The sequence below is a fragment of the Flavobacterium sp. DG1-102-2 genome, assembly GCF_033042555.1.
Classification (GTDB): domain Bacteria; phylum Bacteroidota; class Bacteroidia; order Flavobacteriales; family Flavobacteriaceae; genus Flavobacterium.
In genome coordinates this window covers 65635-80883 of the sequence record NZ_JAWLIK010000003.1, presented here as the reverse complement: position 1 = coordinate 80883, position 15249 = coordinate 65635, and the positions used below count along the sequence as shown (strand labels likewise).

13 protein-coding genes are annotated in these 15249 nt (G+C 42.1%); 4 read left to right on the top strand and 9 right to left on the bottom strand.

The genetic code is table 11. From position 1 onward, the window contains the following. Positions 1-81: 81 nt before the first annotated feature. From R1T16_RS05560 to dapF, 5 genes are all read right to left on the bottom strand, one after another. Complete coding sequence (locus R1T16_RS05560) at positions 82-363, bottom strand: DUF6150 family protein (protein ID WP_317500097.1); 282 nt, start codon at positions 361-363, stop codon at positions 82-84. 46 nt (positions 364-409) lie between these two features. Continuing rightward, positions 410-646 carry a hypothetical protein gene (locus R1T16_RS05555; protein WP_317500096.1) on the bottom strand — a complete coding sequence of 79 codons (237 nt, stop codon included), beginning with the start codon at positions 644-646 and terminating at the stop codon, positions 410-412. Positions 647-750: 104 nt separating this feature from the next. Continuing rightward, positions 751-1791 (bottom strand): endolytic transglycosylase MltG, encoded by a 1041-nt coding sequence (gene mltG / locus R1T16_RS05550; protein WP_317500095.1) that lies wholly within the window; start codon positions 1789-1791, stop codon positions 751-753. 14 nt (positions 1792-1805) lie between these two features. Continuing rightward, on the bottom strand, positions 1806-2336 hold the full coding sequence (locus R1T16_RS05545; protein ID WP_317500094.1) for a GNAT family N-acetyltransferase: 531 nt from the start codon (positions 2334-2336) through the stop codon (positions 1806-1808). Further along, a complete protein-coding gene (dapF, locus tag R1T16_RS05540) occupies positions 2330-3112 on the bottom strand; it encodes a diaminopimelate epimerase (RefSeq protein ID WP_317500093.1) in 783 nt (260 codons plus the stop codon). The genes R1T16_RS05545 and dapF overlap by 7 nt, the downstream gene beginning before the upstream one ends. Before the next feature lie 112 nt (positions 3113-3224). Here dapF and R1T16_RS05535 point away from each other — a divergent pair, with 112 nt between their 5' ends. Beyond that, the gene (locus tag R1T16_RS05535) at positions 3225-4613 is read left to right on the top strand and encodes a S1C family serine protease (protein WP_317500092.1); all 1389 of its coding nucleotides are present in this window, start codon (positions 3225-3227) and stop codon (positions 4611-4613) included. Between the two features lie 144 nt (positions 4614-4757). After that, on the top strand, positions 4758-5132 hold the full coding sequence (locus R1T16_RS05530; protein ID WP_317500091.1) for a hypothetical protein: 375 nt from the start codon (positions 4758-4760) through the stop codon (positions 5130-5132). On the opposite strand, the gene R1T16_RS05525 is transcribed toward R1T16_RS05530, so the two are convergent. After that, positions 5129-5827: a response regulator transcription factor gene (locus R1T16_RS05525; RefSeq protein WP_317500090.1), complete on the bottom strand. Its 699-nt coding sequence runs from the start codon at positions 5825-5827 to the stop codon at positions 5129-5131. The genes R1T16_RS05530 and R1T16_RS05525 overlap by 4 nt on opposite strands. Next, positions 5820-7172, bottom strand: a complete 1353-nt coding sequence (locus R1T16_RS05520; RefSeq protein WP_317500089.1) for a HAMP domain-containing sensor histidine kinase — start codon at positions 7170-7172, stop codon at positions 5820-5822. The genes R1T16_RS05525 and R1T16_RS05520 overlap by 8 nt, the downstream gene beginning before the upstream one ends. 182 nt (positions 7173-7354) lie before the next feature. Here R1T16_RS05520 and R1T16_RS05515 point away from each other — a divergent pair, with 182 nt between their 5' ends. Further along, complete coding sequence (locus R1T16_RS05515; protein WP_317500088.1) at positions 7355-8701, top strand: M43 family zinc metalloprotease; 1347 nt, start codon at positions 7355-7357, stop codon at positions 8699-8701. Between the two features lie 92 nt (positions 8702-8793). Here the strand turns inward: R1T16_RS05515 and R1T16_RS05510 are convergent, their stop codons facing one another. Both R1T16_RS05510 and R1T16_RS05505 read right to left on the bottom strand, forming a co-directional pair. Beyond that, positions 8794-9192, bottom strand: a complete 399-nt coding sequence (locus R1T16_RS05510) for a surface-adhesin E family protein (RefSeq protein WP_317500087.1) — start codon at positions 9190-9192, stop codon at positions 8794-8796. 120 nt (positions 9193-9312) lie between these two features. Further along, the gene (locus tag R1T16_RS05505; RefSeq protein WP_317500086.1) at positions 9313-12450 is read right to left on the bottom strand and encodes a GEVED domain-containing protein; all 3138 of its coding nucleotides are present in this window, start codon (positions 12448-12450) and stop codon (positions 9313-9315) included. A gap of 393 nt (positions 12451-12843) precedes the next feature. On the opposite strand from R1T16_RS05505, the gene R1T16_RS05500 reads away from it, so the two are divergent. Then, positions 12844-14292 (top strand): glyceraldehyde-3-phosphate dehydrogenase, encoded by a 1449-nt coding sequence (locus R1T16_RS05500; RefSeq protein ID WP_317500085.1) that lies wholly within the window; start codon positions 12844-12846, stop codon positions 14290-14292. Positions 14293-15249 lie beyond the last annotated feature (957 nt).

Here is a 15249-nt window from a genome sequence, read left to right as displayed (position 1 = left end):
AGATATTTTACTTTTACTGCTTTTAAAACTTCGGAAATTCTTATCGTTGACACGAACGTGATGCGAGTGCCAACCGGTAAATTATTTGGCAAATCTCCCTTTCAAACGGTGTGGTTTAAGCCAGCCACTCTCCCCTACCGTATTTACAAAACAAATAGACACTTCAGCCATCCCTCTAGATGTAAAACATACCCAGCAGGTTGCATCCTGTTTATCTTTAGTTATATACCAAAGAGAATCTCCATGGGCAAGTCCCCATGAACTAACGCGATGAACGAGCAAGTCAGCTTCTTCTCTGTTAGACACAATACACAGCCTTACATGCGCTTCTCCCATTGATGATGTTTGATATATTCTAGCCATACTGAACTATATTATTTGCATTTACAAGTTATTTTACACTTAGCTATTATTTCTCCCAGGCTTTCTCAAACTCTCCTCCAGTAATAAATTCATCTCCATCAAGTTCAAGCTCTTCTAATGCCTGATCATAAACAGATGATCCCTGAACAGGGTCTGACACATCATAACACATTTTATTTCCTCCTGAAATCTCAATCTGGCGTACTGCATATCCATCCTGAAAGTGGAGATAATACAGTATATCTTCCTCGTCCCAATACTTTTTTATAAATACTTCTTTCATAAGTAAACACAAATTATCACGCCAAGATAATAATTTATCTGTAAGAATAACTACAAAAAAGGGCAGTCAAACGACTACCCTCATCTTGTAAATATTTTAAAAGCTTATCGCTTAATACCCATTTTATTAACCCACGCCACATATTTCTGGCGGTTTACTTCGTGCTGTGCAGGGGTTACTGCAAACTCGTGGTAGCCAAAGTTAGTTACGCTCGCGCAGAAGTAAATATAATTATGCTTTTCCGGGTTTAAAACCGCGTCTATGGCCGTGATATCAGGCATTGCGATAGGCCCTGGAGGAAGTCCCTCATATTTGTACATATTGTATGGAGAATCAATCACAAGGTCTTTGAACAATACACGTTTGATAACCTGGTCAAAATCGCCCGATTGTTTTTTCATTGCGTAGATAACTGTTGGGTCGGCTTCCAGTTTCATGCCTTTGGCGAGGCGGTTAAGGTATACCCCAGCAACCCTTGGCCTTTCGTCAGTCTTTACGGTTTCTTTGTGCACTATAGACGCCAGCGCAGACACCTGAAGAGGGGTAAGGTTTAGCGCTTTTGCTTTTGCAAGGCGATCCTCATTCCAAAACTTCCTGTATTCCTTAGCCATCTTATCCCTTACTTTAGTAGCCGATGTGTTCCAAAAGAACTCATAGGTATTCGGGATAAACATACTCAATACATTATCTTCGTTAAAGCCATTGTCTTCAAGAAATTTTTTATCGGTAAAGGCCTGAAGCAGCGTTAGGCTGTCCGGTTCTATCTGGTGAGAGATACGCCCTACTGCCCTTTCCAGCGTTTCCTGATTATTGAAGGCAATATCCACCGGTACCGGCTGGCGCAGCGCATTCACGATATCGTTGCTGTTAGCACCATTTTTAATAACAAACTTACCTGCCTTAACATTGGTAGGATATTCTTTCTTTTCGGCAACCGAATTGAATTTCTCCATATCCTCAACATACGGTTTTACGATTTCCTGCACCTCTGCAAAGTCAGAACCCGTTGGGATATAAACCGCAATGCGGCTATCGCTGAATTTTGTATTTGGCGAAAATATCTGCTTATAGATCATATATCCATAAATAGAGCCTCCTATTACAACCACTAGGGAAAATATCCCTACTATTCTTCTAAGCTTCAAAGTAGTTCGTTTTTTTATTTCTGACTTATGAGCTGATACAGCCCCTCGTCGTGATAGTTATTATTTCGTTTTATCCAGTCTTTTTTCTGCCCTATAAGCTGAAAGCCAAAATTAGTAAAAAGGCTCACACTTGCAACATTGCCAGAGTCTATATTTGCATACAGCTGATGCAGCTGCAATTTATTGAATGCGTAGCTTATAAGTAGCCCTAAAGCTTGTGTGCCCACACCCAGGTTACGTTCTTCGGTATCCTGAATAATGATGCCTACGCCGGCACGCTGGTTTACGGGGTCAAAATCAAAAAGATCTATTAACCCTATGGCATCAAACGTACCTGTTTTGCAAATGGCAAGCCGAAGCTGCTTTGCCTCATAGATATCCTGGTGCGAATTTTCAAGGTACTGGCGTATTAGGAAACGGCTGTAAGGCGTCTGCGTATTGCTTACCTCCCATATTGCCTCATTGTTTTCCAACCTGTAGATAAATTCCAGATCATCGGGCTCAAGTGCCCTTAAATAAATGGTATTTCCGGTGAGGGTTACCATTCAATAGACCCGTCATATACAAACTTAGCCGGCCCTGTAAGGTATATTTCCCTAAACTGCTTGCCTTCCTGTACAAAAGATACTTTTAGTTCGCCTCCCGGAGTGGTAAGCGCCACTTCGTTTTCATCGGTATTGCCCAGCACCTTCATGGCAATGGCAACGGCTGTAACACCTGTACCGCAGGACAACGTTTCATCTTCTACCCCACGCTCATAAGTGCGCACTGAAAATTTGTCAGCGCCCGCCGGGGCAACAAAGTTCACGTTAGATCCCTTATCGCCATACAGTCCGCTATAGCGGATGTTTGCGCCTATGGCTTTTACATCAAGATCTTCCAGGCCATCAACCAGTTCAACATGGTGCGGTGATCCTGTATCCATAAACACATAATTTTCGTAGACCGATACCGTATGCACGTCTTTCATGTGCAGCGAAACCGTACCGTCTTTTGCAACGGTTGCATGATGCGGGCCGTCTACAGCAATAAAATCTGTTTCATCGTCTATTATCCCCAGAGCCTTTGCAAATGCTACAATGCATCGGCCTCCATTACCGCACATGGTACTCTCATTTCCATCAGAGTTGTAATAGACCATACGAAAATCGGTACTTCCATCGTTCTCTAATAAGATGAGCCCGTCTGCACCAATGCCAAATTTACGGTCGCACAAATGCCCGATAAGTTTGGTATCATTTTTGGGAAATATGTTATCACGGTTATCTACCATGACAAAGTCGTTTCCGGTGCCCTGGTATTTGTAAAAATTGTGTTTCATTATCTTAATTATTGACACAAAAATACAAATATAAATGACACGAAAAATGACTGTAGCCGGCTAAAAAAACTTTAAAATTATTCAATAACCAAAATTAAATACTGTTTAAATTATGAAGAGAATTTCAGGTTTATTTCTGGTGGCGCTTTTAAGCGGTGCCACTACTCTGGGAGCTTACAAACTGGTATTTGATAACGACACACCATCATCTGCCTTATCAATAGCTCCTTCTGCAAGTTACAACAGGACCGTAGGTTACGGCGCGCCCGAATCGGTAGATTTTACGGCAGCCGCCGATAAAGCGGTGCATACCGTGGTGCACGTTAAGAATACTACCTATTCTAACGGCCCGCGCAACATGATGGAATATATTTACGGCTATCGAAATAGCGAGCCTACCCCGCAGGTGGGTACAGGATCTGGGGTTATAATTACCGAAGACGGATACATTGTTACCAATAACCACGTTATAGCCAATGCATCTGAACTTGAGGTTACCCTTAACAATAACAAGACTTATAAAGCAAAACTGGTAGGCACCGACTCAAAAATGGATATCGCCCTGCTTAAGGTAGATACTAAAGATAAACTTCCGTATGCCACCTTTGGTAACAGCGACAATATGAAAGTGGGCGAATGGGTATTAGCCGTAGGTAATCCTTACAACCTTACCAGCACCGTTACAGCAGGTATCGTTTCGGCTAAAGCCAGGAACCTGAGCAACGACGGGCTGCAATCGTTCATCCAGACGGATGCCGCAGTTAATCCCGGCAACAGCGGAGGCGCGCTTGTTAACACACGCGGCGAACTTATAGGCATAAATACCATGATTACATCCATGACCGGTTCGTATGTAGGTTATTCTTTCGCAGTGCCTTCTAACATTACCCGAAAAATTATTGAAGACATCATGGAATATGGTAATGTTCAGCGCGGTGTGCTTGGCGTTACAGGCGGCGAACTGAACGCCCGTGTAGCTAAAGAAACCGGCATTACCGAAACACAAGGTTTTTACGTAAATGGAGTGAGCGATAAATCCGGTGCTAAAAATGCAGGTATACGTAAAGGTGATGTTATCGTAAAAATTGACGACAGGCCTATTAATGGCGTTGCCGATATTAATGCCGCTACCGTTACAAAACGTCCTAACGATGTGGTTAAGGTTACCCTGCACCGCGATGGAGAGGTAATGACGATTCCCGTTAAACTGACTAAAAACGAAATTAACAGTATTAATTACAGTGGCTTTGAGCTGGAAGACCTTTCTGCCACCGAAAAGAAACAATACAAAATAGATTATGGCGTTAAAGTTAAAGAGATTACCGACGAAAGATACATGCGTTACTATGATGAGCTTAAGGGCGGGATCATACTAAGCATAGGCAATGTAAAGGCTAAAGATATTGAAACCGTATCGCGACTACTGGATGCTAAAGGCGACAAAGGCATGAAAGTACAAATGATTACCCAGAGCGGTGAGATCGTTGCCTTTATAATGTAAAAAGAGTTTCTTTACATAAACACTACCCAGAACCTCCGGTCCCTTTGCCCGGAGGTTCTATTTTTTTTACAACCTTATCATAACACTTAGCAAATAGTAACATAATCAGCGTGAAGTATTTTTGTAAAAATCACCACCTGAAAAATGAAGAAAAAAACGTTTAGAAAACTGGAAGTGCTGCTGCATTTTCTTACCGCCTTTATACTGCTTATAAAAGGCTGCGACGAGCTGAACCGTAATCTTTACTTTCCGGGAGGGATTATTACAGGACTGGCCATACTTATACTGGCCATAACCATTTTTTGGAAAACATTTTATATAAGCCCTAAACAGGCCAGGCAGATATGTTACTACCTTGAAGCCCCTGCACTTTTGGTTACCTCTTATATGCTGCATCTTGAAGGGAAGAACTTTTTACCCGATATTTTTCTTGTTGCCGCCATGCTGTATCCTGCAATGGGTATAATATCGTCTAAAAAGTTTAAGGATTACAGCAAAAAATATATGGGCGAAGGTTAGTCTTTTACGATCATCTTGTAGCCTACTCCCCTTATATTTACTATAGATATGCGTTCGTCATCTGCAAAATGCTTGCGTAGTTTTGTAATGAACACATCCATGCTGCGGGCGGCAAAAAACGTGTCGTCTCCCCAAAGTTCCAGTAATACGCGCTGGCGTGGCAAAACCGCATTTTTATTCGTAATAAGCCTCAGGAGCAGTTCATTTTCAAGATTGGTTAGCACAATCGTCTTATCGGCACAGGCCAGTTCCATCGTAGAATAGTCAAATTTAAATTTACCAATGCTGAATTTTGAAACCTGCGCCTCATCGCTGACAATAGGTTTTGCAGTCCTTTTCAGCAAGGCATTCATACGCACAATAAGCTCTTCAATGCTAAAAGGCTTTTTAAGATAATCGTTGCCTCCGGTTTCAAACCCTTTTACTACGTCTTCGATCAGTGAGCGGGCAGTAAGAAATATAACAGGAATATCGGCGTCTGCCTTACGGATCTCTTTTACAAGGCTGTAACCATCTATTCCCGGCATCATGACATCTATAACGCAGATATCAAAACTTCCGGGTGAGAACGCCTCAAGTGCAGCCGTGCCATCGTGAACCCATTTTACGTTGAAACCGTTCTTAACAAGCATATCGCCTGTTATCCTGCCGAGTGCCAATTCATCTTCGGCATATAAAACCCTTATCTCATTCATGGCCTGTAGGTATTAAAATTTTAAACGCCGTTCCTTTCTGGCTCTCATCTTTTATAAGGACAATAGATCCACCATGGAGTTTCAGCACTTCTTTCACATAGCTAAGGCCAAGTCCATACCCTTTTACGGTGTGCCTGTTCCCTTCCGATACCCTGAAGTATGGCCTGAAGATATCTTTATGGTATTTGTAAGGGATTCCAATACCGTTATCTGTTAAGTCTACCGCTATAAAATTACCATCTCTTACCGCTGTTATGCTTATTTGCGGAATGGCGACTGCATATTTGAGCGAATTGTCTATAAGATTGATAAAAATGCGGCTTATGTGGTCTTCGTCGGCCTTTATGTAAAGGTCGTCAGGTATGCTGCATGTTATTACTGCCTCCAGCTGTTCCAGCCTTGGCCTTAAATTAGAAACCACCTCATCAAGCAGGTGCTTAAGATGAAGGTTTTCTGTATACAGCTGAATCTTGCCTTCGCTAAGCCTGGCATTATGGAGTATAGAATCGGCCATGCTTTTTAGGCGTTTCAGGTCGGCCTGCATAAGGTGTACATATTCCCTCGCTGTTTTTTTATCTTCCAGAACATTATACTTGTCTAATGCTTCGGTGGCGGCATACAGCGTAGCTATAGGGGTTTTAAGCTCATGGGTCATATTGTTGGTAAAGCTTACCTTTTGTTCCATAAGCCTCCTGCTCTTGCGTATACTGTTTATAAGCAGCACTACAGCACTAAGACATACCAATAAATAGAGAACTGATAACCCTATAGACGGAAGTATCTTTTTTATAACACTGTATTCCAGATTATACAACACCAGTGTAGGCGAAATTTTTGTCTTTAAGCGCGACGACGACCTTAACACCCTGCCGCTTTCGGGATTTACTTTTCTGTCGTATAAGATGAAGTCTACTCCCGGCAGTGCTTTTTTGATTGTCTTTACCGTTTCGTTATAGCTTTTTTCTAATTTTAATTTTTGGCTTTCAGGTCCAAAGATAGAATCGATAAGGGTTACGCTCAGCGGCATTTTTTTTCCATCGCCAGCAGTTTTAAAAATTTCAACCTTAAGGTTGGTAACCATATTACTATCTTTCACCACACCCGAAACAGATGAATCTTTCACATCTACCCTGCCATTAACAGTTAGGTTTTTAAACATCTCGAGGCCTTCAATATCAAGACTGTACGCGGTTAGTTTATTCTGTGCCTCTTCTACAATAAGTTTCTCCTGGTTGCTGTATAAACTGTAGAGCCAATACAGCTGAAAACACAATATAAACAGTATGGCTACGGCTCCGTAAACCATAATCAGCCTGTTGCTTTTTCTGTCTTTGTTAATTTTCATACCCAAATGTATATAATTTATAAAGTAAAAAAACACGCTTAACACTAAATAACACTAAGCTGTAAAAACAACAATGCCGTGCGGTTTTTCTTAACACACGATAACATTAAATAGCAGTAAGTAACTATGCACAAACAGGCTTGCCAATAACTTTGCAACAGTACTAACATAAAAAATTACATATGAAATCTACTACTTTAAAGCAAGCTGCATTAGGCGTGGCACTATTTTTAAGTGGGCTTACCCATGCACAGGATCCAAAGCCCTTTGGCCGGGAAATAAAACGAAACAACGAAGGCTTTGTACCCTGCGCTGCGACGGAATATTTAAGTTCACTGCAAACAGGCGGCAAACGGATATCTGATGCTGAATTTGAACAATGGCTTGCGCCAAAGGTTGAGGCTGTTCGAAGACAAAAATCACAAAAAAACAGCAATCAGACAGTCACGCTTCCTGTTGTAGTGCACGTAATACATAATGGCGACGAGCTTGGCACCAATGAAAACCTCAGTGACGAAAGGGTATTATCTCAAATACAGGTGCTCAATGAAGATTTTGGCAGGATACAGGAAACACCGGGATACAATGAAGAAACCCCCGGCGTAGATACTCAGATACAGTTTTGCCTTGCCCAGCGCGACCCAGATGGAAACCCGACCACAGGCATAGAGCACATACAAATGACAAGGACGTCATGGAACGCCACCGCTATAGAAACCCAGCTAAAACCACAAACGATTTGGGATCCTGAAAAATACATCAATATATGGGTATGTAATTTTGGCGGCGACCTGGTTGGTGTGGGCGGTTATGCCTTCTTTCCTGAAGCATCAGGCCTGGAAGGTCTTGATGAGGCTGAATCTACTGCCAGCGGCGATGGATTAACGATGTATTACAAATGTTTTGGATCATCCGCTTATGCTCCTGAAGGCGAATATATCTCCCAGATAGATATGGGACGTGCCACGACACACGAAATGGGTCATTTCTTTGGACTAAGGCACATTTGGGGTGATGGCGAAGATTGCAGCGCAACCGATTATTGCGATGACACCCCTGCAGCACTGGCCATGAATACAACCTGCGGCTATGTAGATTCCTGCACGCTGGACGATAAGCCAGATATGGTAGAGAACTATATGGATTACACCCCCGATGCCTGCAAAAGTGTATTTACCGAAAACCAAAATGAAAGGATGTGGGCAACACTGAACAATGCGCTGCGAAGAGGTACACTCATAACCTCAGACGGGTGCTCTGCCCCTACTGCGGGTACAAATGATAACCTGCTGCAAGGGCTGAATATTTATCCTAACCCTGTACAGGATGTGCTTTATATACAGTCTGACATTACAGGAGTTGACGGCAGCTACGAGATTTATACTGTTACAGGACAGGCTATCGCGGCTAAAAACATCCGTTTTGAAGATGGATTGAACATAGATACTTGGGCATTGTCTCAGGGAATATACTTTGTAAAATTAAACAGGGACGGACAGACCAAAACCCTTAAGTTTATAAAACAATAAAGACCGCTGCAAACTGTTATATTAATTTGATGGCTTAGTTAAGCAGAAAGGATGGCAAATGCCATCCTTTCTTTATTATAGTAAACTATGTATTACTGATTGATATCACATACAAAATTGTAAAGTACTGCTCCGGTAGAGCCACGAATAATCTTTTCATTATAGATCTTATCGTTTCCTTCTGTTTCTATTTTTCCTTCGCCATCATAAAGCGTAAATTCAAGTTTATCGGCAGTCATAGAACCGCAGTGAAACACCATATACTGCACAACATAACCTTGTTTTTCGTATGTAGTCTTTCCGTCCTGTCCCTTTATTTCTTTATCTGCCTCGGTTGTTTTTAACCAAACATGCATATCGTTTTTAACTGTCTTTTCATATTTTACGTAATGCGTGATTGTCCCGTCTTCTGACTTAAAAACCTTAAACCATTTGGCCTGGGCAGCAGCAAAATTGCTTGCAAACAATAAAAAGAGCACGATGTATCTCATGATTAGTTTTTAAGCTGTAAATATAAGCAAAGGATAAAGCGAATAACCCCGAAAAGAACTTCCCGGGGTTATTCCTTTAACCGGACGGTTAAAGCAGATTCAATTTTAAAAAATTAAAAACTATTTATTCTTAACAACCTTAAAGGTTTTGTTACCATTCTCTGTAGTTACTTTACCAATGTATGTACCGGCAGCAACTTTAGAAAGGTCTATTTGTGCATTAGCGTCGTTTATCGACATTTCCATTATCTTCTTGCCTAACATATCATACATTGTAAATGATGTGATTGTTGAAGAGTAGCTCAGGTTTAACACATCAGACGATGGGTTAGGATAATATTTAAATGCAGCTGCATCAAACTTATCATTACCAAGTACTATTGTAACCGTTACCGAAAATGGCTCGCTTGAGCAGTCTCCCTGTGTAATTGTTGCATAATATGTAACTGTAGTACCCGATATTTCAGTAGTACCGGTAAGAGGATTAATGCCGTTTTGAGCATCTTCTTCAGTAGCGTAGAACGTAATAATTCCGTCTATTGCAGGAGCAACCACTATTTCAGAAATTGTGTGCACAACCGGCATTCCACCCTGATCTTCAATTGTAACAGTAACATCGTCTAGCGGTTCAACTTCTGTAACTGTTACGGTAAACGAACTTTCGGCAGTACATGTAGTTGTAGCGCTGTTAGCCACTGCATAGATATAGATCGTTTGGTTTGAGGTAATAACATCACCTGCATTAAGTGCTGTTCCCGTGCCCTCCGCAGCGGTATAGTAAGTATTACCAGAATTTAAAACAGGTAAAGTATAGCCTGCGCAATTAACCGTTACATCTTCCATCTCGTCTGCTTCAGCAGATACCACTGTCACTGTAAACGTACTTTCGGCAGTACACGTAGCGCTAACTGCATTGTAGATATGTATGGTATTTGTTGACGTAATAACATCTCCTGCCTCCAGCATATCGCCAAGGCCTGAACCACCTGTGTAATATGTACCGTTTGTAATTTCAGGTAATGTGTAAGAACCACATACTGTGACATCGTCAAGCTCGTCAACTTCTGCATTGGTAATAGTTATTACAAAAGAATTTTCAGCGACACATGGAGACGTGGCCGTTCCTGTAGAAGTATAAACATAAAGTGTTGCTGTTGCTTCAACTAAATCTCCCGCTGCAAGTGCATCACCCTGACCACCGGCTTCTGTAAAGTAATTACCGTTTGTCAATGCTGGGAGCACATACGGCCCGCAGTTGGAGACGTCAGCAGGATCATCTGCAACAGCATTGTTTATTGTTATTACAAAACTGTTTTCAGTATTACACGCAGCATTACCCGCATATACATACAGCGTGGCAGATTGTGTAATCACTGTGCCTGCAGGAAGTGCGATACCACCGCCGCCAGCAGCTGTATAATATGTTCCTCCTGTTAAAGCAGGCAGTGTATAAGAACCACAAGCCGTAACGTCATCAGGATTCGCAGCCACAGGGTTGCTTACCGTGATAAGGAAAGAATTCTCTGCAGAACAAGTGCCTACAGTATTGTAAACGTATAGAGTAGTTGTAGCATTTACAGTGCTTCCTGCAGCAAGAACGGTACCGCCGCCATTTGTTGCAGTACGGTAAACACCATTGGTAAGTGCGGGCAGTGTATATGTAATACAAGCAGTAACATCTGCAGGATCATCTACCGGTACAACTGTAAAGGTAACAGCTACAGCAACTCTTGCAGACCCTTCGCAGCCTATAGTTTGTGATGCATAATAGGTAGTATTGTTTGTTAGTGCAGCAGTAGCAGCAAGCGGTGTACCTCCTGAAGCCACAGTATACCATTTTATAGCTGTACCGGTAGCTGTTAGAGCAGCCACGGTAGCGCCAGGGCATACCGTTTGCGCAGCGGTAGCAGTAGGCGCTACAGTTGTACATTGCGTAATGTTAACCAGGTAATCTTCTACCTGACCGTATCCACCAGTTGCGCAAGGTCCCGAAGGATAAGCATTCCATAGTTTATAAACTCTCATTAATGTAATTCCCGCAGAAGCATTAGTAGGTATAAAGATAGAGGCAGAAGCAGTCTGCCCGTCTATTCCTGTCGAACCGCTTACAAATCCTATTTCGAATGATTCTCCGGGATCATTGAGGTTTCCATTTTTGTTGAAGTCAATAAAAACTTTAAAATAGTCGGTAAATCCACCGTCTGTATTTCCTTGGGCAGAGAAAGTATAGGCCTGTCCTGTAGTTACATTTGCAGGAGCTAATGCGGTAAAATCCTGCATAGCAGGTGCACCGGCAGTTGCTGCAGGACTTGTATTTGTAAGGTTAGAAAAACTAACCGATGTTATAGGTTCAATGGTATTAGTAAAAGTAACGGCACATGGTGTACAGTTAGTACCGCTTGAGGTAGCCTGAACAGCTGCGCTTGTAGCTGTAGCACCACTCGCAGTACAGGTAATTACAGCCCTGAACCATGGCCCTGCAGCTACCGGTGCACTAAGGGTTGCACTTGTTGCACCTGCAATGTTAGTATAGGTTGTTCCGTTAGCTGAACCTTGCCATTGATACGAAAGCCCAGAGGCAGTATAAGCTGGAGTTAATGCCAGAGATGCATTTTGCTGGTTACACACCGGGCCGTTAAGAAGTGCTGCTGAAGACGCCGCCGGTGCTCCCGTACAGGCAGGAAGCTGCTGAACAGCGGTAACATTGTCTATTGTCACAAGTACATCTGTACCATCTAACCCTGAGTGGTTACCGTAAACACGAAGATAAACCGGTGTTCCGGCTGCCGGAGTAAACGTTGCAGTTTTAACCGCGCAGCTGGCAGAACTAATATGATTAGTGGGGTTTATTGTATGAAGCGTTGTCCATGGCCCTGTAGGTGAAGCACTATAAGATACAGTTACAGCTCCCCAGTCGGTATTATTTGTTAATACATCATACTCATAATAATCAAATAGCTTATAGCTGTACGTTAGGGTAACCGGAAGACCATTTGAGGTGCCTAAAGTTGGTGATACTGTTTCTGCTGAATAGTCATAGACAAAACCATCACCATAATCAATAAAAACAAATTCTCCTCTTAGTGCAGAACCTTCACAAGCCTGGAAAGTTCCCGGGTAAAAATCAAGGTCTCCCCATCCGCCGGCGTCAACATTAAAATTTTGTGAATAGTTGATTTGTGCATTACTCTTACTTCCCGTGACGAGTGCTAGCAAAATCATAAAACAGCTGATAATCAGTTGTAGTTTTTTTTTCATAATTGGTGATGTTTAATTAATAGAAAATAAACTTAACTAATTTTTAAGACTTTTATAACATAACGTTCTTAAATTTTAACAAATATTTCACAATACATTACACTTTTAATTAAAAACCGAAATATCTTAAGAATAATTCTACAGCTTATCTCACAATTGAATGGAAGAGATTAAAATTTTAAAGCAGTTAATATTTTGAATTGTGCATACAAATAACATTAATTACACCAATACTGAACTATTGATGCAACTGTTAAGAAATTATTACTACAGTTTTAACTCAAAAACAGATATTATGAAAATAAATAAAAAAACATTCTTAAAACCCTTTACGAAAACGTTTGAAATATATACTTTTGCACCACTCAACAACACTAAAAAAATATTATCTTCATGAACAACAATGTTTTATACGAAAAAGAGCTTTCTTTTCAGGCTGACAGGCGAAAAGCCGGTGTAGAATTCATTAAAATCGTAAGCGATCTATGGTATGACAAGTCGATTGAACTTGTGCTTTTCAGGAACCAGCTGATTGACAGGAATGTAAGTGACATCATTAACCTGCACGAATATGCCGGGGAGTTTGTACAAAAACCAATCAATGTATTTGATACTGTGGAGATTGCACGTGCCATTGAAGCGCTTGACCTGCCGCCATCGCGTATAGATATTGGCAAGCTTACGTACGAGTATCACCTTGAAGATGACAAGTATAACGACGCTACAGCCTTTGTAATAGACAAGCTGAAAGGCGCAAGAGCAAGCAGCAGCATTCAGCCGAAAGACGTTGTATTATACGGCTTTGGGCGTATAGGAAGGCTACTGGCTCGTGAGATGATGCACAAAATAGGCAAGGGTAACCAACTGAGGCTAAGAGCAATAGTTGTTCGCGACAAGGCCGATGCCACCCTGCTTGAGAAACGTGCTTCACTATTGCGTTACGATTCGATACATGGAGATTTTGAGGGGTCTGTAAGTGCAGATCCTGAGAACAACGCACTGATAATCAACGGGACTACAGTACATATCATCACGGCAAACAGCCCTGAAGATGTAGACTACACCAAATACGGCATCAGCAATGCCCTGCTTATAGACAACACCGGCGCCTTTACTACCGAGGAAGCCCTACGCAGGCACCTGACTTCCAACGGGGTAGAGAAAGTATTGCTTACCGCTCCGGGGAAAGGCATACCGAATATCGTGTATGGCGTTAACCATAACGAACACAGCCCTGACGAAGTAGATATCTTCTCTGCGGCATCGTGTACTACAAACGCTATTACCCCTGTACTTAAGGCAGTTGAAGACACTTTAGGCGTTGTAAAAGGCCATCTCGAAACCATCCATGCCTATACAAACGACCAGAACCTGGTAGATAATATGCACAAGAAATACCGCCGCGGACGTGCCGCTGCCCTTAACATGGTGATCACCGAAACCGGCGCAGGAAGCGCTGTAGCAAAGGCATTGCCCTCATTAGCAGGCAAGTTAACGTCTAACGCTATACGTGTTCCGGTGCCAAACGGGTCGCTTGTGGTACTTAACCTTGAGGTGGAAAGGGCAACCAACATTGCCGAGGTTAACGAGATCATGAAACACTATGCCCTTGAAGGCGAGTTAGTTGAGCAGATAAAATACTCAATGAACAACGAGCTGGTATCGAGCGATATCGTAGGTACGGCACAGCCTGCCATATACGACAGCAACGCCACGATTGTGAGCGCAGATGGCAGAAACATAGTACTTTACGTATGGTACGACAACGAATACGGCTATAGCCACCAGGTAATCAGGCTGGCAAAATACATCGCAAAAGTTAGGCGATATACGTACTATTAATAGTTCAAACCAACCTATATTTATCTCTGAAAATCCGCGGGCTACAACCGCGGATTTTTTATGCTTTTTATAGTCGAAATTCCTGTCATGTCGACTGAAGTGTAACGGAACGGAGAAATCTCTATTTCTGTAAAACTCCACTTACTAAAAAGTGTTAATGTTACGCATTTGGTATCTCAAATGCACTTTTCGTGCGTAACATTAGCCTACCCTACACGTCTGAAAAACAACATAGTAAAAATTAATGTTACGCATTTTGTTTTTCAAACGAAAGTCCATTTTTACGTGTTAACAAAATGAAGATTCTGTAATTCGTTAACATTTGCCCTGCTCGTAATATAATCGTTCCGAAAACGAAATTACTGCAACGGTTTCTTCAGTCCTGTTTTAACTGAAAGTCCGGCTTCAGTAAAGTTGATTAGCGTTGGAGTAACTTCGCACCGTTCACATGATCAGTCCGTCATTAAGAAGTTATACGCACTGTCATTTTGAGCGAAGCACAGCGGAGTCGAAAAATCTCTTGGGGGTGAGAGTGAAGCTGGCTCCCCTCTTGAGCCTGTGCGCCGCGGCGGAAAGGGTTGGGGGTGTGTTATAATGGAACGCGGATGACACGGATTTGAGTGGATAACCGCAGATTTCCCCTCCTACTGTGATTGCGTCGCTAAAACGTCATGTCATTTTGAGCGAAGCGCAGCGTAGTCGAAAGCACTAGGCTGAAAGCCGACTGGCAAAGCAATCTCTATTGGGTTAGAATGAAGCTACTGGTCACTGACACTGTGACTGTTTACTTTTCCTGAAGCGAATAGCATGCGCAGACTGGCAATGATAGTTCCTGCTTTCGCCTTTATCTCTTCGCTACGCTACAAGGATATCGGCTCTATCAGGGCTATGGAAAATTTTTGTGATATTTGTAAATCCTCTTATATAATAAAGTAATACCTTAATGTAATCAAATGT